Raw genomic sequence first — 26,434 nt, forward strand, 5'->3', positions numbered from 1 at the left:
AGGACTGGCGGCGGCCGGGTGGGTCAGTGGAAGGTGTGCTCCGCCGCCGGGAACGTGCCCCCGACGACCTCGTCCGCGAACTCCTTCGCCGCGTCACCGAGCACCTTGCGGAGGTTGGCGTACTGCTTGGTGAAGCGCGGCACCTTGCCGCCGGTCAGCCCGACCATGTCCGTGTAGACGAGCACCTGCGCGTCGGTTCCGGAGCCGGCGCCGATGCCGACGGTCGGGATGTGCAGCGTACGGGTGACCTCGGCGGCCAGCTCGGCGGGGACCAGCTCCAGTACGACGGCGAACGCGCCCGCGTCCTGGACGGCCTTGGCGTCCCGCAGCAGCTGCTGGGCGGCCTCCTCGCCGCGGCCCTGGACCCGGTAGCCCATGGCGTTCACGGACTGGGGGGTCAGGCCGATGTGGGCCATGACCGGGATGCCGGCCTCGACGAGCAGCCGGATCTGCTCGTGGGACCGCTCGCCGCCCTCCAGCTTGACCGCGCCGACCCCCGACTCCTTGATCAGCCGGGTGGCGTTGCGCAGCGCCTGTACGGGGCCCTCCTGGTACGAGCCGAAGGGCAGGTCGGCGACGATCAGGGCCCGCTTGGTGCCCCGGACGACGGCGGCGGACAGCAGGGCGATCTCGTCCATCGTGACGGGCACGGTGGTCTCGTAGCCGAGGTGGCAGTTGCCCATCGAGTCCCCGACGAGCATGACCGGGATCCCGGCCTCGTCGAAGACGGACGCGGTCATCGCGTCGTAGGCGGTGAGCATGGGCCACTTCTCGCCGCGCTCGGTGGCGGCGGTGATGTCGTGGACGGTGATGCGGCGGGTGGACTTCCCTCCGTACAGCGCCTTGCTGCTGTCGGAGGGGGAAGCGGCGCCGCCCGCGGGGGAGGAGGTGCTCCCCTCTGCGGGGGAGGACTGATTCTGCGCAGCCTGAAGCGACATGGCCAACGGCTCCTTCGTCATCTCGAGGCGCCCTGACGGCGTCCCCGGATCCCTTCCATGGTGGCATCCCGCCCCGCCCCGCGTGAAGTGGGCCCGCGCACACCCCGCCGTACGGCCTCCTGGGAAAACCTTTAACAATACGAGACGGTCTCGTATCGAAATGTGGCTAAGCTCTCCCCATGCCCATACCGTCCGGCGCTCCCGCCGCCGCGCCCCGTGTTCCCGAGGCGATCCACCGCCGCCGCTGGTGGATCCTGACCGTTCTCATGTTCAGCCTGCTCATCGTCGTGCTGGACAACTCGATCCTGAACGTCGCGGTCAAGACGATCGCGAGCCCCGCGCCCACCGGCATCGGCGCCACCCAGAGCGAGCTGGAGTGGGCGATCAACTCCTACACGCTCGTCTTCGCCGGACTGCTGTTCACCGCGGGCCTGCTGGGCGACCGGATCGGCCGCAAGAAGGTCCTCCTCGCCGGCATCCTGCTCTTCGGCCTCGGCTCCGCCCTGGCCGCCTTCTCCGCCTCGCCCGGTGAGCTCATCACCTGGCGGGCGCTGATGGGCTTCGGCGCCGCCTTCGTGATGCCCGCCACCCTCGCCGTGCTCGTGAACGTCTTCGAACGCGACGAGCAGCCCAAGGCCATCGGCATCTGGGCGGGCAGCGTCGGCCTCGGCATCGCCATCGGCCCGATCACCGGCGGACTGCTGCTGGAGCACTTCTGGTGGGGATCGATCTTCCTGGTGAACGTCCCCGTGGTCGTCGTCGCCCTGATCGCCATGGCGGTCCTGGTCCCCGACTCCCGCGACCCGGAGCCCGGCAAGGTCGACCCGCTGGGCGTCGCGCTCTCCATCGTGGGCCTGGTCCTGCTGGTGTACGGGATCATCCGGGGCGGCGAACTGGCCGACTTCACCGACACCACCGTCCTGGCGGCCATCGCCGGCGGGCTGCTCGTGCTGGCCGGATTCGTCTGGCACGAGAAGCGCAGCAGCCACCCGGCCATCGACATCACGTACTTCCGGAAGCCCGCGTTCTCCGCCGCCGTCGCCGCCATCGCGCTGGTCTTCTTCGCCCTGATGGGCGTGACGTTCTTCTCCGCCTTCTACCTCCAGAGCGTGCGCGGGTACACCGCCCTGGAATCGGGCCTGCTGATCGTTCCGCTCGCGGCCGCGCAGATGATCTTCGCGCCCCGGGCCCGGCTGGTCGTCGACCGCTTCGGCGCCCGCGCGGTCTGCACGGCGGGCATGCTGTTCGTCGCGGCCGGACTCGCCGCGTTCGCCCTGTTCGACGCCGGTACGCCGGTGTGGGTGATGTGCCTCGTCTTCTTCGTCCAGGGCACGGGGATGGCGCACATCATGCCGCCCGTCACCGTCGCCGTGATGCAGGCGTTGCCCCGGGAGAAGGCCGGTTCCGGTTCGGCCATCAACAACACCTTCCGCCAGGTCGGCGGGGCGCTCGGGATCGCGGTCCTGGGCTCGGTGCTCTCCACCGTCTACCGGGGCGACATCGAGGGCCACCTCGACGCGGTCCCGGCCGGGGTCCGGGAGGCGGCGGGGGAGTCCATCGAGGCCACGCTCGGCGTCGCGGAGAAGCTCGGCCCGGTGGCCGGAAAGCCCCTGGCCGCCGCCGCTGACGAGGCGTTCATCAGCGCCATGCACGTGACCGCGCTCGGCTCGGCGACCGTCGCCCTGATCGGGGCCGTGGTCGTCGCCCTGTTCCTGCCGGGCCGGCCCCCGGCGGCGTCCGGCACCGCTGAGGAAGCGCGCCCTCCGGCGGAGCGGCTGAGCCGCTGACCCGGCCGGGCCCGTCCGTCCGCGCGGCCCCGGTCGGCGAGAATCGGGCCCACGGACGTACGCGGAACGCACGGCGGGCGTACGAAGGGTGACGACGGCGTGGCGAGAGGCGGCTGCACGGTGCAAGGCCAGGACGGCGAGCGGGACCGGCACGGGAAACCGGACCGTGGGGAACCGGACCGCGCGGAACAGGACCGTGGGAATCCGGACTGCGGGAAACCGGACCGCGCAGAACCGGACCGTGGGAATCCGGACCGCGGGGAACCGATCGGAGACGAACCGTCGGCCGGAATGCCGGCAGCGGTTCCGGCCGGGGCGTCGGCGGGGCGCCCCGCCGACGCCCCGGATGCGGAGCCCCGCCGCGGACGGCCCCGTTCCGCCGCGGCGGAACGGGCGATCCTGGACGCCGTCATCGCCCTCCTGGAGGCGGGCGAGCCGCTCGCGGGCCTCTCCATCGAGCGCATCGCCCGCACGGCGGGCGTCGGCAAGGCGACGATCTACCGTCGCTGGTCGGGAAAGGAGGAGCTGTTCGTCGACGTCGTACGGGACATGGAGCCCGACGACCCGCCGGTCTCCGGCACCGAGGGCCTCGCCGACCTCCGCGTCATGCTGGAATCCCTGCGCACCCGGGGCCTCGCCCAGCGCTCCTCGGTGCTGCTGGTCAACATCTTCGCGCAGATGAAGAGCCACCCGAAGCTGTGGAACGAGTACCACGGCACCGTCATCGCCCCCCGCCGCGTCGCGATGCTGGAGGCGGTACGGCGCGCGGTGGCCGCCGGGGAGCTGCGCGACGACCTCGACGTGGAACTGATCGACGACCTCTTCGTCGGCCCCATGCTCGTCCGCACCGTGCACCGCCCCGACGCGCCGCTGCCCGACGACCTCGCCGACCGCATCATCACCGCCCTGCTCCAGGGGCTCGCGCCCGCGGCACGAGTGTGATCGTTCTGTCACAAGCCGCCCCGGCGGGCCCCGGGCCGGAACCCGCCGTTGTGCCCCCGTCGTCCTCGTCTGCGTACGGGATCGCCGTACGGCCGTCGGACACGGGACACCGGCCGGGCCGCCACGACGGCGGCCCGGCGGGCCGGTAGGTCGACGGCGGGAAAGGTGCCGCTCATCACCTAGGGTCGAGGACGCGGCGATGTGCAGGGCAAGGCAGTGAGGACAGCGCGATGGTGCAGGCTTACGGAGCGGACACGGACAACGGCAGCGCCGAGCAGCCCGGGGCCCGCGGATCCCGTTTCCGGGGCCTGTGGGACCGGCTGAGGAACGACCGGGGCGTCTGGCGGCGGGGCATTCTCCTGGCCCTCTGCTCGGTGCTGCTGACCCTGCTGATGGTCGTCCACGCGCAGATCCCCAACCGGCTGGGCAACCTCGGCAGCCTCATCGAGACGTTCCTGCCGTGGATCGCGCTCTTCATCCCGGTGCTGCTGATCCTGGGCCTGCTGCGGCGTTCCGCGACCGCCCTGGTCGCGCTCCTGCTGCCCGCCGTGGTCTGGCTCAACGTGTTCGGCGGCCTGCTCACCGACAAGTCCGGCGGCGGCGGCGACCTCACCGTCGCCACCCACAACGTCAACGCGGACAACCCCGACCCCGAGGGGACGGCCCAGCAGGTCGCCGGGTCCGGGGCGGACGTCGTGGCCCTCCAGGAACTCCCGGGCCGGCAGGTCTCCACGTACGAGAAGTCGCTGGCCGGCCGCTACCCGTACCACTCGGTCCAGGGCACCGTGGGCCTGTGGAGCAAGTACCCGCTCGCCGACACCAAGCCCGTCGACATCAAGATGGGCTGGACCCGGGCGATGCGCTCGACGGTGCAGACACCGCAGGGTGAGGTCGCGGTGTACGTGGCCCACCTCCCGTCCGTCCGCGTGAAGCTCCACGCCGGGTTCACCGCCACCCAGCGCGACAACAGCGCCGACGCGCTCGGCGAGGCCATCGCCGACGAACGCGTGGAGCGCGTCGTCCTGCTCGGCGACCTGAACGGCACGATGAACGACCGCTCGCTGAACGCGGTCACCGCCCAGATGCGCTCCACCCAGGGCGCGGCGGGCGACGGCTTCGGCTTCAGCTGGCCCGCCTCCTTCCCGATGGCCCGGATCGACCAGATCATGGTCAAGGGCATCGAGCCGATGGCCTCCTGGACCCTCGCGGCGACCGACAGCGACCACCTGCCGATCGCGGCCCGCGTGGAGTTGTGATCACGGCCACGCAACCGGCCGTTCACTCCGGGGCATCAAACGTCTGCGACAATTTGTTTCAGCCGGATACATAAAGAAGACTCAGCCGTCGCCCGGCGTCCACGCCGAGGCGGCGGCTCTTCGTTCTGCCCTGCCCTGCCCTGCCCTGCCCGGTCCGGGCCGGGCCTGCTCCGCCCGGTCCTGGCCTGCCCCTGGCCCCGCGCGACCGCGAAAGGTTCTCCCCATGCCCCTGGCCCTCCTCGCCCTGGCCGTGAGCGCCTTCGGCATAGGCACGACGGAGTTCGTCATGATGGGCCTGCTGCCCAACGTGGCGGACGACCTCGGCACGTCCGTGCCCACCGCCGGACACCTCGTGTCGGCGTACGCGATCGGCGTCGTCATCGGCGCACCGCTGCTCACCGGCCTCGGCTCCCGCATCCCGCGCAAGCGCATGCTCCTGGCACTGATGGCGCTCTTCACCGTCGGCAACCTGGCCTCCGCGCTCGCCCCGGACTTCGGCTGGCTGGTCGCGGGCCGCTTCCTCGCCGGTCTCCCGCACGGCGCGTTCTTCGGCGTCGGCGCGGTGGTCGCCGCCCGGCTGGTCCCCGAGGGCCGCCGGGCGCGGGCGGTGGCGACGATGTTCCTCGGCCTGACGGTGGCGAACATCGTCGGGGTCCCCGCCGCCACCCTCCTCGGCCAGCATCTCGGCTGGCGCGCCACCTTCCTCGTCGTCGCGGCGATCGGGCTGGCCGCGATGGCGGCCCTGGCCCGCCTGGTGCCCCGCATCCCGGTCGAGGCCCACCAGGACGTACGCCGCGAACTGCGCGCCCTCGGCAACCGCCAGGTGCTCCTCGGCCTGCTCACCGCGGTCTTCGGCTTCGCCGGAGTCTTCGCGGTCTACTCCTACCTCTCGGCCATGACCACGAAGGCGATGGGCTTCGGTGAATCCTCCGTCACCCTCGTCCTGGCCCTCTTCGGTATCGGTATGACCCTGGGCGCCCTGGCCGCGGGCCCCCTCACGGACCGCGCGCTGCGCCCGACGCTGTACGGCTCGCTCGGCGCCCTCGCGGTGGTCCTGGTGGCGTTCCCGTTCACGGTGGACGTGCGGTGGGCGGCGCTGGCGATGGTGGTGCTGCTGGGCGCCGTCGGCTTCATGACGACGACCCCGCTCCAGATGCTGGTGATGAACAAGGCGAAGGACGCCCCGACCCTGGCCTCCGCCTCCAACCACTCCGCCTTCAACCTGGCCAACGCGGGCGGCGCGTGGCTGGGCGGGGTGGCGATCGCGGCGGGCTGGGGCTGGACGTCCCCGGCGTTCGTCGGCGCGGTGCTGGCGGTGGCGGGCCTGGCGATAGCGGCGACGGCGGGCTTCCTTGACCGGGGCGAGGGCACGTTCCGCTCCCGTGTGGTGGCGGCCCACCAGTCCCGCCCGGCAGCACCCCGGCCGGGCCACCCGGCCCGTCCGGCGGCTCATCACCCGGCGCGTCCGCCGTTCGAGGACGGAACCATCGCACGGGACGAGCCCGATGCGGCACGGCCGTCGGCCGGACCGGGCCCGTCCCGACCGTCCGGCCCCTGAGGACGGAACGGACAGGCCGGGCGGGCCCGAGCCGGCATCGGCCCCGGGCCCGCCCGACCTGACCGCCCGCCCGACCTGACCGGCCGCCCGGCGATTCCGGCCACTCCGGCACCCGAGGGCAAGGGCGGCCGCCGCAAGCTCCGGCGACCGCCCGCCCCGCTACGACGACTCGCGCCACCGGTTCGTGATCGGCAGCCGCCGGTCCTTCCCGAACCCCTTCGGCGAGATCTTCGTCCCCGGCGGATACTGCCGCCGTTTGTACTCCGCCGTATCCACCATCCGCAACGTCCTGGCCACCAGCTCCGCGTCGAACCCGGCCGCCACGATGGCATCCCTCCCCTGGTCCCGGTCCACGTACAGCTCCAGGATCGCGTCGAGGACCTCGTAGTCCGGCAGCGAGTCCGTGTCCACCTGGCCCGGCCGCAGCTCCGCACTCGGTGGCTTGGTGATCGAGTCCTCGGGGATCGGCGGGGTCTGCCCCCGCTCCTCCGCCGCCCGGTTGCGCCACCTGGCCAGCCGGAACACCGACGACTTGTAGACGTCCTTGATCGGCCCGTACGCGCCGACCGCGTCCCCGTACAGCGTGGAGTAGCCGACCGCCAGCTCCGACTTGTTGCCGGGCGCCAGCACGATCTGCCCCTCCTGGTTGGAGATGGCCATCAGCGTCGTACCGCGCAGCCGCGCCTGGAGGTTCTCCTCCGCGAGCCCGGTGAGCTCCAGCGAAGCCATGTACGCGTCGAACATCGGCGCGATCGGCACCGTACGGAAGTTGAGTCCGGTGCGCCGCGCCAGCTCGGCCGCGTCGTCCTTGGAGTGCTCCGAGGAGTACTTCGACGGCATCGAGACGCCGTACACGTTCTCCGCCCCCACCGCGTCGCACGCGATGGCCGCGCAGAGCGCCGAGTCGATCCCGCCGGAGAGCCCGATCAGCACACTGCTGAAACCGTTCTTCGCGGCATACGCGCGAAGTCCCACGACCAGCGCCGAGTAGATCTCCTCCTCGTCCTCCAGCCGCTCCGCGTACCCGCCCGCGAGTTCCGGCTCGTACGCGGGGACGGGCTCGCCGGACAGCACGACGTGGTCGATGCGCAGCCCGTCGTCCACCACACCCGAGGGCGCGTCGGTCGCGGCGGCGGGCAGTTCCAGATCGAGGATCACGCTGCCCTCGGAGAACTGCGGGGCGCGGGCGACGACCTCGCCCTCCTTGTCCACGACGATCGAGTCCCCGTCGAAGACGAGCTCGTCCTGACCGCCGATCATCGCCAGATAGGCCGTCGTGCAGCCGGCCTCCTGGGCCCGCTTGCGGACCAGCTCCAGCCGGGTGTCGTCCTTGTCCCGCTCGTACGGCGAGGCGTTGATCGACAGCAGCAGCCCGGCACCGGCGGAACGGGCGGCCGGAACGCGCCCGCCGTCCTGCCACAGGTCCTCGCAGATCGCGAGGGCCACGTCGACGCCGTGGACCCGGACGACGGGCATCGAGTCGCCCGGCACGAAGTACCGGAACTCGTCGAAGACGCCGTAGTTCGGCAGGTGGTGCTTGGCGAAGTTGAGCGCGATCCCGCCGCGGTGCAGGACCGCGGCGGCGTTGCGCGGGGAGCCGGCCGGCTGACCGTAGCGCGCCGCGGCGTGCTCGGAGCGGTCCAGGTAGCCGACGACGACCGGCAGTTCGCCGAAGCCTTCCGCGTCGAGCCGGGCGGCCAGCGCGCGGAGCGCCTGCCGCGAGGCCTCGACGAAGGACGACCGCAGGGCCAGGTCCTCGACGGGGTATCCGGTCAGCACCATCTCGGGGAACGCCACGAGGTGGGCGCCCTGCTCGGCGGCGTGCCGGGTCCAGTGGACGATCGCCTCGGCGTTGCCGGCGAGGTCGCCGACGGTCGAGTCGATCTGATTCAGTGCGAGGCGTAGTTGAGGCACGTCCGCCAGTGTAATCGTCTTTCTGACGCGATGTCCCGGTGGGCCGGGCGGAATCTGCCCCGGCCCACCGAAACCGCAGGTGGCGGCGGATGTCACCGCCGGTCCGCCGAGGGTCGCAGCGATCAGCCCCGGTAGCCGATGACCGTCATCATCCCCGCCTCCGCGTGGTAGACGTTGTGGCAGTGGACCATCCACAGCCCCGGGTTGTCGGCGTCGAAGTCCACGGTGAGCGACCGGTGCGGCAACACGATCGCGGTGTCCTTGCGGGCCCCGGCGGCGTTCCCGCCGAGCGCGAAGGTGTGGCCGTGCAGATGCAGCGGATGCCACATGGCCGTCCCGTTGTCGAAGACGAGCCGCACCCGCTCGCCCGCCTCCACCGGCCGCCGCTGCTTCGCGTCGTACGGCTGCCCGTCGAAGGCCCAGTCGTACGACGCCATCCCGCCGGTGAGCCGCATCCGGATCGTCCGGTCCGGCAGACGGGTGGGCAGCGCCACGGACGGGTCAGGAACCAGCCGCCCGGCCTGCACGACCTTTCCCTCCAGCTCCTTCGGCCGCACGGAGGCGGCGGGCGCGGTCCCGCTCCCGGTCCGCAGGACGGCCAGGGCTGCCGCCTTCTTCCCCTCCGCCAGGGCGGTCAGCGGGAAGACCCCGTCCCCGGCCGTGACGAGGACGTCGTACCGCTCGCCCATCCCCAGCAGCAGCGCGTCCCCCGTGGTGTGCCGCACCGGGAACCCGTCGGTGTGCGTCACGGTCATCCGGTGCCCGCCGAGCGCGACACGGAAGGCGGTGTCGCCGCCGGCGTTGATGATTCGCAGCCGGATACGGTCGCCGGGCCGCGCCCGGAACGTCTCCGGGTCGTCCGCCACCCGGCCGTTGACGAGGTAGTGCGGATAGGCCACGTCGCCCGCGTCGCCTCCGAGCAGCTCACTGCTCGCGCCCATCATCATCCGCGAGGGCCCGCTCTCCTCGCCTCCCCCCTGGTCCTCGCTCCCGTCCTTCGCGCCCTTCCCGTCCTGAGGCAGGGAGTGCGTGCCGTGATCCATACCGCCGTGCCCGCCGCCGCTCATGCCGCCGGACAGCTCCTTGAGGACGGCGTCCGGAGTGGACCCGCCCACCCCGTCGACCCAGTCGTCGAGGACGACGACCCACTCCCGGTCGTACGCCAACGGCTCCTTCGGGTCCTCGACGATCAGCGGTGCGTACAGCCCCCGGTCCTGCTGGACGCCGGAGTGCGGATGGAACCAGTACGTCCCCGGGTGCGGTACGGCGAACCGGTAGGCGAACTCGGCCCCCGGGGCGATGCTCCGCTGGGTCAGCCCGGGGACCCCGTCCATGTCGTTGCGGAGTGCGAGCCCGTGCCAGTGCAGGGACGTGGGCTGCGGAAGGTGGTTGGCCAGGGTGAGGGCGAGGGTGTCCCCGGCACTCACCCGCACCTCGCGTCCGGGCAGCCGGTCCCCGTAGGCCCAGGAGGCGACGGTGGTGCCGCCGCCCAGATCGAGCCGGGCCCGGGTGGCGGTGAGGGAGACCTCCCGTACGGGCCCGGAGCCGCGCGCCGCCTCGGCGGCCTCGACCTCCTTGCCGCCGGGCGAGACGTACGTACCGGAGTCCTGGGCCCCGCCGGCGGGGGAGTGGGCGCCGCCGTGGCCGCTGCCGCCGTCGGAACAGGCGGCGAGGGCTCCCGTACCGGCGGCGGCGAGAGCGGCGCCGAGCACGGCGCGGCGGGGGATGTGATGCAGGGGCATGCGGAAGACACCTCTGGAGTGCTGTGGTTCGGGTGAAGGAGAAAGGGCGGAGGTGAGACGCCCACTCCTAGATACGCAGCACCGAGATGCCGGCGAGCACCGGTATCGGGGAAGGAGGATGCGGCCGCAGTACGCGCAGGAGCCCCGCCCCCACCGGCGTACCGAGAGGCCGCCCGTCGGCGCGCAGCCCGAACAGCCGGGAGCCGACGAGGGCGAGGGTCCAGACGCCGAGGACGGCGAGGCAGACAGAAAGCGGATCCATACCGCTCAGGGGGGCATCGGCCCCGGCCCCGGGGACGTCGTGCGACGAGGGGTGCGGGGGGTCGGCGAGGCCGGGGGCGGATGCGGGAGCCGGGGCGTGGGCCGGAGGTGCGTGCCCGGCCCATGCGGGCGACGATGACGCATCCGATGACGAAGCATCCGATGACGAAGCATCCGGTGACGCGGACGCCTGCGACGCGGATGTCCCCGACGCGGTCGCCTCCGACGTGAACGCCGTGGACACCGCTGTCGCTCCGCCGTGCTCGGCCGGATGCCCGACCGTGTGCATGGTCACGATGCCGAACAGCAGAGCGGCGAACAGCATCAGCTGCCCGTACGTCACGCCCCTGCTCCGCGTCCTGCCCGCCATGCGGTCACCCTACCCCCGGCGGGTATGCGGACGGACGGCGGCCCGGCACCCTTCCGCCGGGGCGGACGAGGGGCGCCGGACGGCCGTCATCGTCACGGTTCCAGCTCAGACGCTCGACAGCTCAGGCGCTCGACCGCTCAAGCGCTCAGGCGCTCGACAGCTCAGGCGCCCGACCGCTCAGCTGCGGGAGTAGACCTTCTCCGCCCAGCCCGCGATCTGCTCCTCGGTGAGGTGCTGCGCGAGGTCGGCCTCGCTGATCATGCCGACCAGCTTCTTGTTCTCGACGACGGGCAGCCGGCGGATGCGGTGGGTCTGCATCTCCTCCAGAACCGCGTCCACATCGGCCTGCGCCTCGATCCAGCGGGGTGTGCCCTGCGCGAGATCGCCCGCCGTGACCTTCGACGGATCGTGCCCCTTGGCGACGCAGCCGACGACGATGTCGCGGTCGGTGATGATGCCGATCATCCGGTCCGAGTCCCCTTCGGCGGAGACTGGCAGGGCGCCCACGTTGTGCTCGCGCATCAACTGCGCCGCACGGTCCAGGGTCTCGTGGGCCGGGATCCAGCGGGCCCCGCTGTGCATGATGTCTTTGGCGGTCGTCATGGGGGATTTCCTCCTGCGTGCCGATGGCACTGCCGTACGGCCCCGAGCGCATCCATCGTCATCGGCCGGGAGGGCACGCGCGACCGCAATCACCCGTTCGGGTGCGCCGAGGAGGGGCGCCGGCTGACGCGGGTGCGGTGGGTCCTCGGATCCGGGGCCCGGCGCGGGGCGGCAGTCCACCGGGCCCACCGCCCGGCGCGAGGCTCTGAGGCGCGGATTCGCGCCACGCTCGGCTTCTCAGTCCACCCGCGGGTCGTCGGCGGAGTCCACGGTGACCTGCTTGCCCCAGGCGCTGAGGGTGAGCGCGCCCTCCTGGCCGGCGTACGGGCTCATCAGGGTGAACGGGGTCCTCTGGACGCGTTCCGCGAGCGCGGCCACATCGCTGTCGGCGGCCTTGCCGTTGTACGTGATCCAGACCGCGCCGTGCTCCAGGGTGTGGACGGCGTTGACGTCGGGGACCGGCTTTTCGTATACGTCGCCGTCGCAGTTCATCCACGACGGGTGGTGGTCGCCGCCGACCGCAGGCTTCATCGGACAGTCGACCGTGCCTGTCACGTGGTTGCGGTCGAGCTTCGCCGCGTCCCAGGACCTCAGCCCCTCGATGACCCCGCCCTCGGTGTCGCCGTGCCCGTCCGGGTGCTTGCCGTCGTGGGCGGCCGAGGCGTGGTCGGACCGCTCGTCGGCCGCGGAGTTCTCCAGCAGCAGGAACGAGCCGAAAGCGACGAGACCGGCCACGACGGCGGCGCTCGGCCCTGTGGCGATCGCCCGGTTGCGGGTCGAACGCGCATCGGGGGCAGTGGCCCCGGGCTGGGCGTGCCGGGGGGCGTGGCTCATGCCGTGGAGTCCTTCTGCGAAGGGGCCGGGAGGCGGGAGAACGGTCCGTGGACCACGGGGCGCGGACAGGTGGGAAGCCGGAGGGGAAGCGGGCTCCGGAGCCGTCCGTCGCTCGGTCGCCGATCGTAGTGGGTGGCCGAGTGCTCTCTCTCACACCGTGTGCGTAATCTGGGGGAAATCCCGGGTCGTGATACTGAAGTGTCCCCCTACCCCGGGCGGTGGTGCACGGACCGTCTGAACTGCAAGGATGTGGCAATGGACAAGCAGCAGGAATTCGTCCTCAGGACCCTTGAGGAGCGCGACATCCGCTTCGTGCGGCTGTGGTTCACCGACGTCCTCGGGTTCCTCAAGTCCGTCGCCGTCGCCCCGGCCGAGCTGGAGCAGGCCTTCGACGAGGGCATCGGCTTCGACGGCTCGGCCATCGAGGGCTTCGCCCGGGTGTACGAGTCGGACATGATCGCCAAGCCGGACCCGGGCACCTTCCAGATCCTGCCCTGGCGCGCGGAGGCCCCCGGCACGGCGCGGATGTTCTGCGACATCCTGATGCCGGACGGCTCACCGTCCTTCGCGGACCCGCGCTTCGTCCTCAAGCGCATCCTCGCCAAGACGTCCGACCTGGGATTCACCTTCTACACCCACCCCGAGATCGAGTTCTTCCTGCTGAAGAACAAGCCGGTCGACGGCACCCGCCCGACTCCGGCGGACAGCTCCGGCTACTTCGACCACACGCCGCAGAACGTCGGGATGGACTTCCGCCGCCAGGCGATCACCATGCTCGAATCGATGGGCATCTCGGTCGAGTTCAGCCACCACGAGGGCGCTCCCGGCCAGCAGGAGATCGACCTGCGGTACGCGGACGCGCTCTCCACGGCGGACAACATCATGACCTTCCGCCTGGTGATGAAGCAGGTGGCGCTGGAGCAGGGCGTGCAGGCCTCGTTCATGCCCAAGCCCTTCTCGGAGTACCCGGGTTCGGGCATGCACACGCACCTCTCCCTCTTCGAGGGCGACCGCAACGCGTTCTACGAGTCGGGTGCGGAGTACCAGCTCTCGAAGGTGGGCCGCTCGTTCATCGCGGGCCTCCTGAAGCACGCGGCGGAGATCTCCGCCGTCACCAACCAGTGGGTCAACTCCTACAAGCGCATCTGGGGCGGCTCGACCCGGGCCGCGGGCGCGGGCGGCGAGGCCCCCTCGTACATCTGCTGGGGCCACAACAACCGCTCCGCCCTCATCCGCGTCCCGATGTACAAGCCCGGCAAGACCGGCTCCGCCCGCGTGGAGGTCCGCTCCATCGACTCCGGCGCCAACCCGTACCTCACCTACGCGGTCCTGCTCGCCGCGGGCCTCAAGGGCATCGAGGAGGGTTACGAACTCCCGGCCGGCGCCGACGACGACGTCTGGGCCCTCTCCGACGCCGAACGCCGCGCGATGGGCATCGAACCGCTTCCGCAGAACCTGGGCGAGGCGATCTCGCTGATGGAGAAGAGCGAACTGGTCGCCGAGACCCTGGGCGAGCACGTCTTCGACTTCTTCCTGCGCAACAAGAAGTCGGAGTGGGAGGAGTACCGCAGCGAGGTCACGGCCTTCGAACTGAAGGCGCTGCTGCCGGTGCTGTAGCTCCTGAAACTCCCGAGCGGCGCCGTCGCCCCGGCCGACGGCGCCGACGCCACACGACGGGCCCGGCGGTGAGTACCGCCGGGCCTGTTGTCCGTGGCCGTTCGTATGCTCCAGAACATGACGGAGGAGCAGAGCACGAAGCCGGACACCCACGACAGGGCATGGTCTTTTCTTGTCGCCGGGGAAGAACGACAGTTTCAGGGGAACGCCGGCTACGAGGACGTCATCGAGGAGTCGTACAGCTACGACTCGACGGTGGGGAATCACCAACACGTGGCAGTCGGTGACCTGGTGGTGGTGCGGAACGGCAAGGAAGCCCTCGGGGCGGGCATGGTGGAAGCACTTCAGGTGCTGCCCGAGCAGGAGAAGGTCCGCAGCCGGTGCCCGTTCTGCGCAAGTACCGGCTTCAAGGGGCGATCCACCATGTTCCCCCGGTTCTGGTGCAGTCGCTGCAAGAACGCATTCGACACCCCGAATTCCGAGATCCTCCGTGTCACAGCTTTCCGGGCGCACTACGGAGGTACCTGGCAGCCACTGGACGGCTGTCTGGACAAGGCGCAGCTGAGCGAGCTCAGCCTCAGCCGGTCCGATCAGCAGTCGATCAAGAAGATGGACCGTCGCCGAACCCTGGCCGCCATCGAGGCCCGGGGGGTCCGCTTTCCGAGCCGCGGTGAACTCCGCCGTGCAGGCGGACGTCGACCGCGGGAGCTGCCGGGCGGGCGCCGCAGAACGGCGGCGGCAGTGCGACGTGGCCAGGATGGGTTCCGCCGTGCCTTGGTGCGTGAGTACGGGCTGGTCTGCGCCGTCACCGGCGCCGCACCGGCAGAGGTACTGGAGGCTGCGCACCTCCGGCCCTTCGCCGAAACCGAGCAGCACCGAGTGGAGGAAGGTCTGATGCTCAGGTCGGACGTGCACCGCCTGTTCGACTGCGGTCTGCTCGCCATCGACGCCGAGCTGGTCGTGCACGTCGCACCGAGCCTGGCCGGCCACGGTGCGTACAGCGCCTTGGCCGGCGTGCCTCTGCGTATTCCGCCGGACGCCCCGATAGACCGGGCCGCAGTCGCGGACCACCACGCAGCGACTGTCGCCACCTGGTGATACCGCCCGAGCCGTGCAGCCCGGCCCACGGAGACGTCGCCTCGCCCGTCGCCGGCGCCGGGCCCTTCGAACCGTGGTCCTACACCGGTGGTGTTCCCGGCGGTGACGGGGCCGGGGGAGGGTTCGGCAGCGGCGGTCCCGGGTTGGGCGGGAGCTTCGGGGGGCCGCTTCCGTGCCGGCCGTCGTTCAGGAGCTTGCGGGGCGTCAGACCGTAGATGCCGAACGGCGGGAAGAGGTCGACGCGGCGCGGGTAGTCGCCCTCCGCGCACTCCTCGCAGAGCAGGTCACGGCCGGCAGGGGTCTGCCGGGCGGCGGTGACCGGGGCGTTCCAGCATGCCTCGCAGTCGAGGACGTCCGTCGGGGAGAGGGCGATCATCCGGGCCTCCCGGTTCGTGCCGGTAACGCCTGGTGGGTGCTGCGCATCAGGTGCCTCCGTCGCTGGTGAGGGCGGTGGGGATGGTGGTGCCGAGGCGGCCGGGACCCTATCTGCGGGTCTCCCGCCAGACGCGGACGAGCTTGGCCGCGTCGGGACAGACGGCCCCGGTCCGGCAGGCGGTGCAGGTCGTCGTGTGGCCGAGCAGGGCGCGGTAGGCCGTGTCGGGGGATTCGGTCGTGGTCACGTTCGCCTCTCTGCTGATCTCGGCCCAGACGTACTCGGCGGCGCGGGTGCGCGTGTGCCCGTAGCGGTCCGCCGTGGCCAGGGCGGCGAGGACGGCCGCGTGGGCGGTCGCGCTCAACTCGGTGGGGAGATCGGCCTCGACGCGGAAGGCCTCCAGGTCGGCGGCCACACGCGGTTCGGTGCCGGTGGCGGCGCTGAGCATGCCGGTCAGCGCCGCGACCCGCGCTTGTGCAGAGCGCACACTTCTCCCCTGGTGAACCGAATGTCACTCCATGTAATGCTGAGTATTCAGCTTCAACCTGATGGGTTAGCTTTGTCAACCAGCGACGCCCATATCGACGCCGAACACACGGAGCTGCTCAAATGCCACGTGATACGCCGTACTTGCAGGTGGCGGACAAGCTGCGGGCCCGCATCCGGGCCGGTGAATGGGCCGTCGGCGACAAGCTGCCGTCCCGGGCGCGGTTCGCGGAGGAGTACGGCGTCGGTCAGTCCGTGGCGCAGCGGGCCATGGAGCGTCTGATCATCGAGGGCATCCTCGAAGGCCGCGCCGGCTCCGGCACGTACGTCCGCCGCGCCCGCGAGCGGCGGCGCATGATCCGCTCACGCCACCGCGAGCAGCGGAACAGGAGTCCGTTCGCCTCGGACATGGCCGAGCTCGACCACGAGGCGGACTGGGAGTGCACGAGCAGGGCGCGGGTTCCGGCGCCGGAGGACATCGCGGAACGCCTGGCGATCGAGCCCGGCGACCTCTGCGTCGTGACGGACTACGAGTTCCTCGCCGACGGTATGCCCGTACAGCTCGCCAAGAGCTGGGAGCCGATGGCGATCACGGACGGAACGCCGGTGCTGCTCCCGGAGATGGGGCCGTACGGCAAGCTGGGCGTCGTGCAGCGTATGCGCTCCATCGGCGTGGACATCGCCACCGGCATCGAACTGCCCCGCCCGGCCCGCGCGACGCGCGAACAGGCCAATCTGCTCGGGATCTCCATCGGTGACCTGGTCATCGAGATCGAGCGCACGTACTTCGACAGCGAAGGCCGCCCCGTGGAGACGGCCGACGTCGTCGTGCCGGACATCCGCTGGGAGATCGCCTACGAGATCCGCGTCGACCGGCCGGACTCCGACCGGCCGGACTCCGACCGGCGGGACTCCGAACAGCCGGATTCCTGAGGCGGGTGCCGAGGGGGCCGCGTCCCGCCGCGCCCGCCCCCTCGGCACCCGCTCCTGACGCCGACGAAGCTGCGCGACAGCGTCGAGCTGTAGCCGCCGGACGGCCGAACGACGCCGGATGCCGGCCGACCGACGCCGACCGACGCCGAGCCGCGGCCGAGTGACGCCGAGTGACGCCGGGCGGCTGAGCGATGGCCGACGGACGAACGGCAGCCCGCTCCCGCAGGGCACGGGCTGTTGTAGTGTTACCACCCCCCGTGCACCGGTACGGGGACGGACCGAGGAGGTGAGACCCATTACCGCTGGATCAGGCTGGGTGCTCACCTCGCACGATCGCGTCGCACGACCGGCGTAAGCCGGCCGCACGGCCCGAACCGACCGCGGAGCGCCCATCGGATTTCCCGAAAGGCACTGCCCCGCATGTCGGTTCACCCCGTGAGTTCCTTCTCCACCACCGTCACCACCCTGCGCCGCGCCGGATGCGTCTTCGCCGAGGACGAGGCGTCGCTCCTCCACGAGGCCGCCGCCTCCCCCGATGAGCTGTCCCTCCTCGTCGAGCGCCGCGCCGCCGGGCTGCCGCTCGAACACGTCCTGGGCTGGGCGGAGTTCCACGGCCGTCGCTTCGCCGTGGACCCGGGTGTCTTCGTGCCCCGCCGGCGTACGGAGTTCCTCGTGGCGCAGGCCGCCGCCCTCGCACCCCGCCGGGCCGTCGTCGTCGACCTCTGCTGTGGTTCGGGCGCGCTCGGTGTCGCCCTCGCCACCGCCCTGGACCGGGCCGACCTGCACGCCTGTGACGTCGAACCCGCCGCCGTGCGCTGCGCCCGGCGCAACGTCGGCGACCTGGGGGAGGTGTACGAGGGCGACCTCTTCGCCCCCCTTCCCGCCCGGCTGCGCGGCCGTGTCGACGTGCTCCTCGCCAACGTCCCGTACGTCCCGACCGGCGATGTCGAACTGCTCCCCGCCGAGGCCCGCGTCCACGAACCGCGCGTCGCCCTCGACGGCGGCGGCGACGGCCTCGACGTCATGCGCCGGGTCGCGGCCGAGGCGCCCGCGTGGCTCGCCCCGGGCGGCAGCCTGCTGATGGAGGCCAGTGAGCGGCAGCGGGACGGGGCGGTGGAGATCCTGCGCGCCGCCGGGCTCACCCCGCGGGTCCGGGTTTCCGAGGAGCTGTACGCCACCGTCCTCGTCGGGACCGCGAACGCCGACGCCGGCACCGATACCCAGGTCGCTGTCGAGCCCGACGCCCAGGCCGGCCTCCGGGCCGGACCGCGCGAAACCGCGGTCGGCGCCGACGCCTCCGCCGCCCCGAACGCGCCCGCACAGGACTAGGCTCGGAGAGCTGTGACGCGGCGAGGGAGCGGCGAGCAGTGACGCAGTTCGGGTTCGGCTGGCAGGAGAGCAGGGGATGACGACCTCGCCGGGGCGCAGAAGCAGTACGTTCACCAGGTTGCTGCGGCACGGATTCACCGACCCGTCCGCCGCCGAGCAGCTCCTCGACCTGGACGCGCTCGCCTCCGTACGGTCCGATCCGGTCCTCCTGGAGGCGCTCGGGGCCACCGCCGACCCCGATCTGGCCCTGCGCGGACTGGTGCGGGTCGTGGAGGCGGGGGAGGAGAGCGAGCGGCAGGTGCTGCTCGACACCCTCGTCACCGCCAAGCCCCTGCGCGACCGGCTCCTCGGGGTCCTCGGAGCCTCCGAGGCGCTCGGGGACCATCTGGCCCGGCACCCGCGCGACTGGCGGGCGCTCGTCACATACGAGTCGGCGGACCTGCACCCTGGCGTCGCCGAGTTCGAACAGGGGCTCGCCGACGCCGTCGACCCGGACTCCCTGCGGGTCGCCTACCGCCGGTGCCTGCTCACCCTCGCCGCCCGGGACGTGTGCGGGACGACCGGCCTCGCCCAGACCGCCGCCGAGCTGGCCGACCTCGCCACCGCCACCCTGCGCGCCGCGCTCGCCATCGCCCGCACCGCCGCGCCCGAGGACGCCGCGCAGTGCCGGCTCGCCGTCGTGGCGATGGGCAAGTGCGGCGGACGGGAGCTGAACTACGTCTCCGACGTCGACGTGATCTTCGTCGGGGAGGCGCACGACGGCGTCGACGAGACCAAGGCCATGCAGGCCGCCACCCGGCTGGCTGCCCACATGATGCGGATCTGCTCCGAGACCACCGTCGAGGGCACCATCTGGGAGGTCGACGCCAACCTCCGCCCCGAGGGGCGCAACGGGCCGCTCGTGCGCACCCTCAGCTCCCACCTCGCCTACTACCAGCGCTGGGCCAAGACATGGGAGTTCCAGGCCCTGCTGAAAGCACGGGCGGTGGCCGGGGACCCCGAGCTGGGAGCCGAGTACGTCGAGGCGGTGTCGCCGCTCGTGTGGGGGGCCGCCGACCGGGAGAACTTCGTCCCCGACGTGCAGAAGATGCGCCGCCGGGTCGTCGACAACATCCCCGCCGACCGCATCGAGCGCGAGCTGAAGCTCGGCCCCGGCGGACTGCGGGACGTCGAGTTCGCCGTCCAGCTCCTCCAGCTGGTGCACGGGCGCAGTGACGCCTCGCTGCACAGCGGCTCCACCCTGGAGGCGCTGCGGGCGCTCGCCGACGGCGGGTACGTGGGCCGCGCGGACGCCGCCCAGCTCGACGAGGCGTACCGCTTCCTGCGCGCCATGGAGCACCGCATCCAGCTCCACCGGCTGCGCCGCACCCACCTGGTCCCCGAGGACGAGGCGGACCTGCGGCGGATCGGCCGGTCGCTCGGCATGCGCACCGATCCGGTGGCCGAGCTGAACAAGGCGTGGAAGCGGCACGCCTCCGTCGTACGGCGGCTGCACGAGAAGATCTTCTACCGGCCGCTGCTGGACGCCGTCGCCCAGCTGGCCCCCGGTGAGTCCCGGCTCAGCCCGAAGGCCGCCGCGATCCGGCTGGAGGCCCTCGGGTACGCCGACCCGGCGGCCGCCCTGCGGCACCTGGAGGCCCTCTCCTCCGGGGTGACCCGCAAGGCCGCCATCCAGCGCACGCTGCTGCCGGTGCTCCTCGGCTGGTTCGCGGACTCCGCCGACCCGGACGCCGGGCTCCTCGGCTTCCGCAAGGTGTCCGACGCGCTCGGCAAGACCCCGTGGTACCTGCGGCTCCTGCGCGACGAGGGCGCCGCCGCGGAGAACCTCGCCCGGGTCCTGTCCGCCGGCCGCCTCGCCCCGGACCTCCTCATGCGGGCCCCGGAGGCGGTGGCGATCCTCGGCGATCCGGAGGGGCTGAGGCCGCGCACCCGGGAGCACCTGGAGCAGGAGGTGCTGGCCGCGGTGGGGCGTGCGGGCGATGCGGAGTCGGCCGTCGCGGTGGTGCGCGGGGTGCGCCGCCGGGAGCTGTTCCGTACGACGGCCGCCGACCTCATCGGCTCCTACGGCACGGAGGACAGCCCCGCCGAGCAGGACCACGGGGCCCTCGTCGACCGCGTCGGCTCCGCCGTCACCGACCTCAACGCCGCCACCATCGCGGGCGCGCTGCGGGCCGCGGTCCGCGAGCGGTGGGGCGACACCCTGCCGACCCGGTTCGCCGTCATCGGCATGGGCCGCTTCGGCGGGCACGAGCTGAGTTACGGCTCCGACGCCGATGTCCTCTTCGTCCACCGGCCGCGCGAGGGCGTGAGCGACGAGGAGGCCGGGCGGGCGGCCAACGCGGTCGTGGGCGAGATGCGGCGACTACTCCAACTGCCGACCGCCGACCCGCCGTTGCTCATCGACGCCGATCTGCGCCCCGAGGGCAGGACCGGCCCGATGGTGCGCACGCTGAAGTCGTACGAGGCCTACTACCGGCGCTGGTCGCTGGTCTGGGAGAGCCAGGCGCTGCTGCGGGCCGAACACATGGCGGGCGACGAGGAATTGGGCCGCGCCTTCGTCGAGCTGGTCGATCCGCTGCGGTATCCGATGGAAGGGCTCGGTGAGGACGCCGTACGCGAGATCCGGCGGCTGAAGGCGCGGATGGAGTCCGAGCGGATGCCGCGCGGCGCGGACCCCACGCTCCACGCGAAGCTGGGGCGGGGCGGGCTGAGCGACGTCGAGTGGACCGTGCAGCTGATGCAGATGCGGCACGGGTGGGCGGAGCCCGGCCTGCGCACGACGCGTACGCGCGAGGCGCTGGCCGCCGCGTGTGCGGCCGGCCTGATCCCGGCGGAGGACGCGCAGACGCTGGACGAGGCGTGGGTGCTTGCGGCGCGGGTGCGCAACGCGGTGATGCTGGTGCGGGGACGGCCGGGTGACACGTTCCCGTCCGACGCGCGGGAGCTGGCGGCGGTGGGGCGGTACCTGGGGTACGAGCCGGGGCATGTCGGGGACATGCTGGACGACTACCGCAGGATCACCCGGCGGGCTCGGGCGGTGGTGGAGGAGCGGTTCTACGGGGCGGCGGGCTGAGGGGCGTTCCCGGGGCCCGGCTCGGCCCCGGCGCCCCTCGGGTCTCCGCCCCGGGCCCCGCTCCTCGAACGCCGGAGGAGCGGGAGGAGCGTCATCGAGCGCCGGACGGGCTGATGAGCAGACGTCCTACAGCGCCGGACGGGCTGATGGCCGGACGTACTCGAACGCCGGAGGGGCTGATGGCCAGACGTCCTCATGCACCGGAAGAGCTGATGGCCGGACGTCCTCAAGCGCCGGAGGGGCCGGAAGGTGCCCCGGGCGGGCCCGAGTCCGCGCCGGTCGTGCCGGAATCCGGCGGGCCGAGGGTGCGACAGTGGTGCATGAAGGATTCCAGGGCCAGTTCGAACGCCGCGTCCGCCCGGCCCGGGCCGATCGCCGCCAGCGCCTGTGCCAGCTTCTCCGTGCCGGGGGAGTCCGCAGGGAGTTCCCACATCGCCTCCGGGGCCGCCAGGTCCAGAGCCGAGCCCAGCACCAGGTTCTCCAGGGCCGTGATCACCGTCATCACCCGCTCCACCGGGAAGCCCACGTCCAGGAGCAGCCGGACCGCCTGGTCGTACTGGGCCAGGACCTTCGGGGCCCGTACCGGTGACGTCATGAGCAGCGGGATCGCGTGCGGGTGGGCGGCGAAGGCGGCGCGGTAGGAGCGGGCCCAGGCGGCCAGGGCCGCGTCCCAGGGCTGGAGGCCGAGCGCGGCCGTGTCGATCGACGCGCTGACCCGTTCGCGGATCAGCTCGATCACCCCGGCCCGGCCGTCCACGTGGTGATACACCGAACCCGTCTGCACCCCCAGTCTGCGGGCCACCTGCGGCACGCTGAACTCCCCCTGCTCATCGAGCAGTTCGAGCGCCGTGGCACCGATGCGCTCCCGGTCGAGCAGCGGTGTGCGCGGCCGTCCCATGTGCGGTTCTCCTGATCTGCGGCGGCGAAAGGTCTTCCCCGATGACCTGGAGTGAGGCTACATTCCCCGAAACCGAAAGCCTTTAGGTTTACGTCGCGGAAGGGCTCTTCCTGCACATGTCTGCGCCCACCCTCCGAAGAGGCACGCTCGGCACCGCCGACATCGCCTTCTTCGTCATCTCCGCCGCCGCCCCGCTCACCGTGATGGCCGGGGTCGCCCCCGTCGCCCTGATGCTCGGCGGCATCGGCGCCCCGGTCGGCTATCTGCTGGCGGGCATCACGCTCACGGTCTTCGCCGTCGGGTTCACCACGATGAGCCGGCACGTCCGCAGCGACGGGGCCTTCTACGCCTACATCACGCGGGGGTTCGGCACCCCGGTCGGCATCGCCGCCGCGCTCGTCGCCATGCTCGGCTACAACGGCATGGAGATCGGCGTCTACGGGCTCCTCGGCTCCGCCACCGCCGACACCTCCCACGCCCTGTGGGGCGCCGACGTCCCCTGGCTGCCCGTCTCCCTCGCCGGGCTGCTCCTCATCTGGTACGGCGGCTTCCGCTCCATCGACTTCGGCGCCAAGGTCCTCGGGGTCCTCCTCGTCGCCGAGACCGGGATCCTCGTCCTGCTCGCGGGCGGGGTGCTGCTGGAGGGCGGCACCCCGGCGGGGCTCTCGCTCGCCTCCTTCTCGCCCGGCAACGTCCTCGTCCCCGGCACGGCCGCCGTTCTCGCCTGCGCCTTCGCCGCCTTCACCGGGTTCGAGTCCACGGTCATCTACCGCCGCGAGGCCCGGGACCCGGAGCGCACCGTCCCGCGCGCCACCTACATCGCCGTCGGCTTCCTCGGGCTCTTCTACGCCTTCATCGTGTGGACCGTCATCCAGGCGTTCGGCGAGGAGAAGGTCGTCCAGGCCGCCGCCGACGACCCCGGCGGGCTCTTCTTCTCCGCGATCACCGCGTACGTCGGCGCCTGGGCCGCCGACCTGATGCACGTCCTCATCGTCACCAGCGTCCTCGCCTCGCTGCTCGCCTTCCACAACGCCATCAACCGCTACGGGCTCGCGCTGGCCGAGGAGGGCGTCCTGCCCGCAGCCCTCGGACGCGTCCACCCGCGCCACCGCTCCCCGTACGTCGCCGGGGCCGCGCAGACCCTGCTGGGAGCGGTCGTCGTGGTCGGATTCGCCGCAGCCGGGGCCGACCCGTACGCGCAGCTCCTGCTCTGGGTCAACACCCCGGGCATGATCGGGCTCATGGTCCTCCAGCTCCTCGCCGCGGTGGCCGTCCTCCTGTTCTTCCGGAGGATCCCGCACGGTGAAGGCGTCCTGCGCACCGTCGTCGCCCCCCTGGTCGCGGCCGTGCTGCTGGCCGGGGCCATCGGGCTCGTCTCGTACAACGTGGAGCTCTTCACCGGCGCCGCGACCGGGGTGAACGTCCTCCTCGTCTCGCTCGTGCCGGGCACCTTCCTGATCGGGCTGCTCCTCGCCCGCCGGCTCAAGCGCCGGCGGCCCGAGGTGTACGCCTCCTTCGCCGCCGAGCCGTGCGACGAACCCGCGGAGGACCGCGGGCAGCCCGGTCTCCCGCATCCCGCCTCCGCAAACCGCTGACCACCACGCAAGGAGCCCCCGCCATGCCCGCAGCCGACCTCCTGATCACCGGAGCCCGGGTCCGCACCCTCGACCCCGCCCGCCCCGAGGCCACCGCCGTCGCCGTCCGGGGCGGCACGATCCTCGCGGTCGGGGACGCCGACGACCTGCGGGAGCTGAAAGGCGCCGGCACCGAACACCTCGACCTGGCCGGGGCCACCCTCACCCCGGGGCTGACCGACGCGCACAGCCACCCCGTCTGGGGCCTGGAGATGGCCACCGGCGTCGACCTCACCGCCGTCCGCGACCTCGACCGGCTCCGCGCGGTCCTCGCCACCGCGCCGCGCACCGACGGGTGGGTCCTCGGGTGGGGGCTCGACCACAACGCCTTCGGGGACCGGCCCGTCCACCACACCCTCGTCGACGAGGCCCTCGGCGGCGCGCCCGCCTTCATCCGGCTCTACGACGGGCACTCCGCCCTCGCCTCGGCCGCCGCACTGGAACGCGCCGGGATCACCGGACCCCGCACCTTCGCCCAGCGCTCGGAGGTCGTCTGCGACGGCGGGGGACGGCCCACCGGGCATCTGATCGAGCACGCCGCGATGGACCTCCTCACCCCGTTCCTGCCCCGCCCCTCCCTGGCCGACCGGCGGGCCGGACTGGTCGAGCTGCTGTCCGCCATGGCCGCCACCGGGCTGACCGGAGCCCATGTGATGGACCTCGGCGACGGCTCCGTACCGGATCTGCTGGCCGCCGTGGAGGACCACGCCGACCTGCCCGTACGGCTCCGGCTCGCCCCCTGGTGCATGCCGGGCGTCGACCAGGAGGGGCTGGAGGAGCTCGTGCGGCTCCAGAAGAGGGCCGGGCGGCTGTGGCGGGTCGGCGGGGTGAAGTTCTTCATGGACGGCACCGTCGAGGGCGGCACCGCGTGGCTGGAGCACGCCGACTGCCACGGCCAGGGCACCGAGGCGTTCTGGCCCGACCCGGCCGCGTACACCGAGGCCGTCGCCCAGCTGCACCGTGCCGGTGTGCGCACCGCCACCCACGCCATCGGGGACGCGGCCGTGCGGCACGTCCTGGACACCGTCGAGTCGCTGGGGGAGAGCGCGCGGTTGTGCCACCGCGTTGAGCACATCGAGTCGATCCCGCACGAGGTCGCCGAGCGGTTCGTCCGGCTCGGCGTGATCGCCTCCATGCAGCCCACCCACACCGCGTACACCCGCGCCGACCACACCGACGCCTGGTCCCGGCGGCTCGGCGACGCGCGGGCCGCGCGCGCCTGGCGCTGCCGCGACCTGCGGGACGCCGGGGCGTATCTGGCGCTCGGCTCGGACTGGCCGATCGCCCACTACGACGTACGGCAGGTGCTGGCCACCGCGCGGCTGCGGCGGCTGCCGGGGGCGTACGAGACCGAGCCCGTCGCCCCGGAACAGGCGCTCACCGGGCTGATGGCGCTGGAGGGCGGCACCTCGCACGCGGCCGTCGCGGCGGGGGAGCAGCAGGTGGCGGGGCGGATCGCCCCCGGCTTCCGGGCCGACCTGACGGCCTTCGGCCTGGACCCGGTGGACGCCCCGGCCGACGAGCTGGGCGAGGCGCCGGTGCGGCTCACGGTCACCGGGGGGCGCGTCGTGCACCGGGGGTAGCGGGCGCGGGGGTACGGGAACGGGGTGGGGGGCGGACATCGCGTCCGCCCCCCACACCGTGATTGCCGGGTCGGCCGTGGTTGCCGGGTCGGCCATGCTCGCCGTGACAGCCGTGACAGCCGTGACAGCCGTGACAGCCGTGACAGCCGTGACAGCCGTGACAGCCGTGACAGCCGTTCTTGCCGGGCCAGGGCTACGGTCTGTGCGCTCCGGCCGCCTCCGGCTCGGCCTCCGCACCCGGCTCCGGCTCCGGATCCGGTTCGGACACCGGGCGCGGCAGGCGTGCCGTGCGCAGCCCGGTCAGCCGGGTCTTCGCCGCACCGGGCACCCGCTTCGGCAGCCGGTGCGGCAGCGAGCCGTACCAGACGCGGGAGACCGCGTAACCGAACGCGAGGCAGGCCATGCCGCCCACCGCGTCCAGCCAGAAGTGGTTGGCGGTGGCCACGATGACGACCAGGGTGAGCGTCGGGTACAGCAGGCCCAGGACGCGGGCCCACGGCACCGAGGCCAGGGCGAAGATCGTCAGGCCGCACCAGAGCGACCAGCCGATGTGCATCGAGGGCATCGCCGCGTACTGGTTCGACATGTTCTTGAAGTTGCCCGAGGCCATCGAGCCCCACGTCTCGTGCACGAGCACCGTGTCGATGAAGTTCGCGCCGTTCATCAGACGGGGTGGTGCCAGCGGGTAGAGGTAGTAGCCGAGCAGCGCCACGGCCGTGGTCGCGAACAGGACCAGGCGGGTCGCGGCGTAGCGGCCGGGGTGGCGGCGGAACAGCCAGACGAGGACGCCGATGGTCACGACGAAATGCAGCGTCGCGTAGTAGTAGTTCATCGACACGATCAGCCATGTCACGGAATTGACCGCGTGATTGACCGATTCCTCGAAGGCGAGGCCCAGCGACTTCTCCGCCGACCAGATCCAGTCCGCGTTGCGCAGCGCCGCGGCCTTCTGCTCGGGGACCGCGTTGCGTACGAGCGAGTACAGCCAGTAACTGACCGCGATGAGCAGGATCTCGAACCAGAGCCGGGGCCGGCCGGGCGCTCTCAGGGAGTGGACGCGGGCCCGCCAGCCGGACCTTCCGGTGGCCGGGGGAGGGGTGGACGGCGCGGCCGCGGCCCGGGGGGCCGTTTCGGCAGCGACGGGTGAGGGACCGGCCGTCGACCGGCCTTCCTGTGCTGTCACCTGTGTCTCACCCATAGGCAGA

General features: G+C 72.3%; 21 protein-coding genes. 11 read left to right on the forward strand and 10 right to left on the reverse strand.

Annotated features, from left to right (window positions below):
- Positions 1 to 23 precede the first annotated feature (23 nt).
- The gene (panB, locus tag KME66_RS25520) at positions 24 to 938 is read right to left on the reverse strand and encodes a 3-methyl-2-oxobutanoate hydroxymethyltransferase (RefSeq protein ID WP_073218278.1); all 915 of its coding nucleotides are present in this window, start codon (positions 936 to 938) and stop codon (positions 24 to 26) included.
- Positions 939 to 1,117: 179 nt separating this feature from the next.
- Here panB and KME66_RS25525 point away from each other — a divergent pair, with 179 nt between their 5' ends.
- From KME66_RS25525 to KME66_RS25540, 4 genes are all read left to right on the forward strand, one after another.
- Positions 1,118 to 2,725 carry an MFS transporter gene (locus tag KME66_RS25525; RefSeq protein WP_216326351.1) on the forward strand — a complete coding sequence of 536 codons (1,608 nt, stop codon included), beginning with the start codon at positions 1,118 to 1,120 and terminating at the stop codon, positions 2,723 to 2,725.
- 291 nt (positions 2,726 to 3,016) lie between these two features.
- A complete protein-coding gene (locus KME66_RS25530; protein WP_073218826.1) occupies positions 3,017 to 3,667 on the forward strand; it encodes a TetR/AcrR family transcriptional regulator in 651 nt (216 codons plus the stop codon).
- Between the two features lie 230 nt (positions 3,668 to 3,897).
- On the forward strand, positions 3,898 to 4,923 hold the full coding sequence (locus tag KME66_RS25535) for an endonuclease/exonuclease/phosphatase family protein (protein WP_079185546.1): 1,026 nt from the start codon (positions 3,898 to 3,900) through the stop codon (positions 4,921 to 4,923).
- Positions 4,924 to 5,146: 223 nt separating this feature from the next.
- Positions 5,147 to 6,481, forward strand: a complete 1,335-nt coding sequence (locus tag KME66_RS25540) for an MFS transporter (RefSeq protein ID WP_216326359.1) — start codon at positions 5,147 to 5,149, stop codon at positions 6,479 to 6,481.
- 159 nt (positions 6,482 to 6,640) lie between these two features.
- Here the strand turns inward: KME66_RS25540 and KME66_RS25545 are convergent, their stop codons facing one another.
- The 5 genes from KME66_RS25545 to KME66_RS25565 all read right to left on the reverse strand — a co-directional run bounded on the left by KME66_RS25545 (position 6,641) and on the right by KME66_RS25565 (position 12,205).
- On the reverse strand, positions 6,641 to 8,395 hold the full coding sequence (locus tag KME66_RS25545) for an NAD+ synthase (protein WP_216326361.1): 1,755 nt from the start codon (positions 8,393 to 8,395) through the stop codon (positions 6,641 to 6,643).
- Between the two features lie 122 nt (positions 8,396 to 8,517).
- Positions 8,518 to 10,137 (reverse strand): multicopper oxidase family protein, encoded by a 1,620-nt coding sequence (locus tag KME66_RS25550; protein WP_216326364.1) that lies wholly within the window; start codon positions 10,135 to 10,137, stop codon positions 8,518 to 8,520.
- 67 nt (positions 10,138 to 10,204) lie between these two features.
- A complete protein-coding gene (locus KME66_RS34165) occupies positions 10,205 to 10,399 on the reverse strand; it encodes a hypothetical protein (protein WP_236726275.1) in 195 nt (64 codons plus the stop codon).
- A gap of 546 nt (positions 10,400 to 10,945) precedes the next feature.
- Positions 10,946 to 11,371 carry a CBS domain-containing protein gene (locus KME66_RS25560; protein ID WP_216326369.1) on the reverse strand — a complete coding sequence of 142 codons (426 nt, stop codon included), beginning with the start codon at positions 11,369 to 11,371 and terminating at the stop codon, positions 10,946 to 10,948.
- A gap of 237 nt (positions 11,372 to 11,608) precedes the next feature.
- Positions 11,609 to 12,205 carry a DUF3105 domain-containing protein gene (locus tag KME66_RS25565; RefSeq protein ID WP_216326371.1) on the reverse strand — a complete coding sequence of 199 codons (597 nt, stop codon included), beginning with the start codon at positions 12,203 to 12,205 and terminating at the stop codon, positions 11,609 to 11,611.
- Between the two features lie 255 nt (positions 12,206 to 12,460).
- Here KME66_RS25565 and glnA point away from each other — a divergent pair, with 255 nt between their 5' ends.
- Together glnA and KME66_RS25575 are read left to right on the forward strand one after the other, a co-directional pair.
- Complete coding sequence (glnA, locus tag KME66_RS25570; protein ID WP_073218258.1) at positions 12,461 to 13,822, forward strand: type I glutamate--ammonia ligase; 1,362 nt, start codon at positions 12,461 to 12,463, stop codon at positions 13,820 to 13,822.
- Between the two features lie 117 nt (positions 13,823 to 13,939).
- The gene (locus KME66_RS25575; protein ID WP_216326374.1) at positions 13,940 to 14,920 is read left to right on the forward strand and encodes an HNH endonuclease; all 981 of its coding nucleotides are present in this window, start codon (positions 13,940 to 13,942) and stop codon (positions 14,918 to 14,920) included.
- A gap of 79 nt (positions 14,921 to 14,999) precedes the next feature.
- Here KME66_RS25575 and KME66_RS25580 read toward each other — a convergent pair whose 3' ends face one another.
- Together KME66_RS25580 and KME66_RS25585 are read right to left on the reverse strand one after the other, a co-directional pair.
- Positions 15,000 to 15,296, reverse strand: coding sequence for a hypothetical protein (locus KME66_RS25580; RefSeq protein ID WP_216326376.1), 297 nt, complete (start codon positions 15,294 to 15,296; stop codon positions 15,000 to 15,002).
- Between the two features lie 106 nt (positions 15,297 to 15,402).
- Positions 15,403 to 15,741, reverse strand: coding sequence for a hypothetical protein (locus tag KME66_RS25585; RefSeq protein WP_073218251.1), 339 nt, complete (start codon positions 15,739 to 15,741; stop codon positions 15,403 to 15,405).
- Positions 15,742 to 15,902: 161 nt separating this feature from the next.
- On the opposite strand from KME66_RS25585, the gene KME66_RS25590 reads away from it, so the two are divergent.
- The 3 genes from KME66_RS25590 to KME66_RS25600 all read left to right on the forward strand — a co-directional run bounded on the left by KME66_RS25590 (position 15,903) and on the right by KME66_RS25600 (position 21,114).
- A complete protein-coding gene (locus tag KME66_RS25590) occupies positions 15,903 to 16,712 on the forward strand; it encodes a GntR family transcriptional regulator (RefSeq protein WP_216326379.1) in 810 nt (269 codons plus the stop codon).
- Between the two features lie 420 nt (positions 16,713 to 17,132).
- Positions 17,133 to 18,041, forward strand: a complete 909-nt coding sequence (locus KME66_RS25595; protein ID WP_236726273.1) for a putative protein N(5)-glutamine methyltransferase — start codon at positions 17,133 to 17,135, stop codon at positions 18,039 to 18,041.
- Between the two features lie 76 nt (positions 18,042 to 18,117).
- The gene (locus tag KME66_RS25600) at positions 18,118 to 21,114 is read left to right on the forward strand and encodes a bifunctional [glutamine synthetase] adenylyltransferase/[glutamine synthetase]-adenylyl-L-tyrosine phosphorylase (protein WP_216326383.1); all 2,997 of its coding nucleotides are present in this window, start codon (positions 18,118 to 18,120) and stop codon (positions 21,112 to 21,114) included.
- 226 nt (positions 21,115 to 21,340) lie between these two features.
- Here the strand turns inward: KME66_RS25600 and KME66_RS25605 are convergent, their stop codons facing one another.
- Positions 21,341 to 22,012, reverse strand: a complete 672-nt coding sequence (locus KME66_RS25605; protein ID WP_073218243.1) for a TetR/AcrR family transcriptional regulator C-terminal domain-containing protein — start codon at positions 22,010 to 22,012, stop codon at positions 21,341 to 21,343.
- A 116-nt stretch (positions 22,013 to 22,128) separates the two neighbouring features.
- Between KME66_RS25605 and KME66_RS25610 the strand changes: the two genes are divergently transcribed.
- Positions 22,129 to 23,607: an APC family permease gene (locus tag KME66_RS25610; RefSeq protein ID WP_216326386.1), complete on the forward strand. Its 1,479-nt coding sequence runs from the start codon at positions 22,129 to 22,131 to the stop codon at positions 23,605 to 23,607.
- 23 nt (positions 23,608 to 23,630) lie between these two features.
- A complete protein-coding gene (locus tag KME66_RS25615; protein WP_216326389.1) occupies positions 23,631 to 25,229 on the forward strand; it encodes an amidohydrolase in 1,599 nt (532 codons plus the stop codon).
- A gap of 193 nt (positions 25,230 to 25,422) precedes the next feature.
- Here the strand turns inward: KME66_RS25615 and KME66_RS25620 are convergent, their stop codons facing one another.
- On the reverse strand, positions 25,423 to 26,427 hold the full coding sequence (locus tag KME66_RS25620) for a phosphatase PAP2 family protein (protein WP_216326394.1): 1,005 nt from the start codon (positions 26,425 to 26,427) through the stop codon (positions 25,423 to 25,425).
- Positions 26,428 to 26,434 lie beyond the last annotated feature (7 nt).

The sequence above is a fragment of the Streptomyces sp. YPW6 genome (assembly GCF_018866325.1).
Classification (GTDB): domain Bacteria; phylum Actinomycetota; class Actinomycetes; order Streptomycetales; family Streptomycetaceae; genus Streptomyces.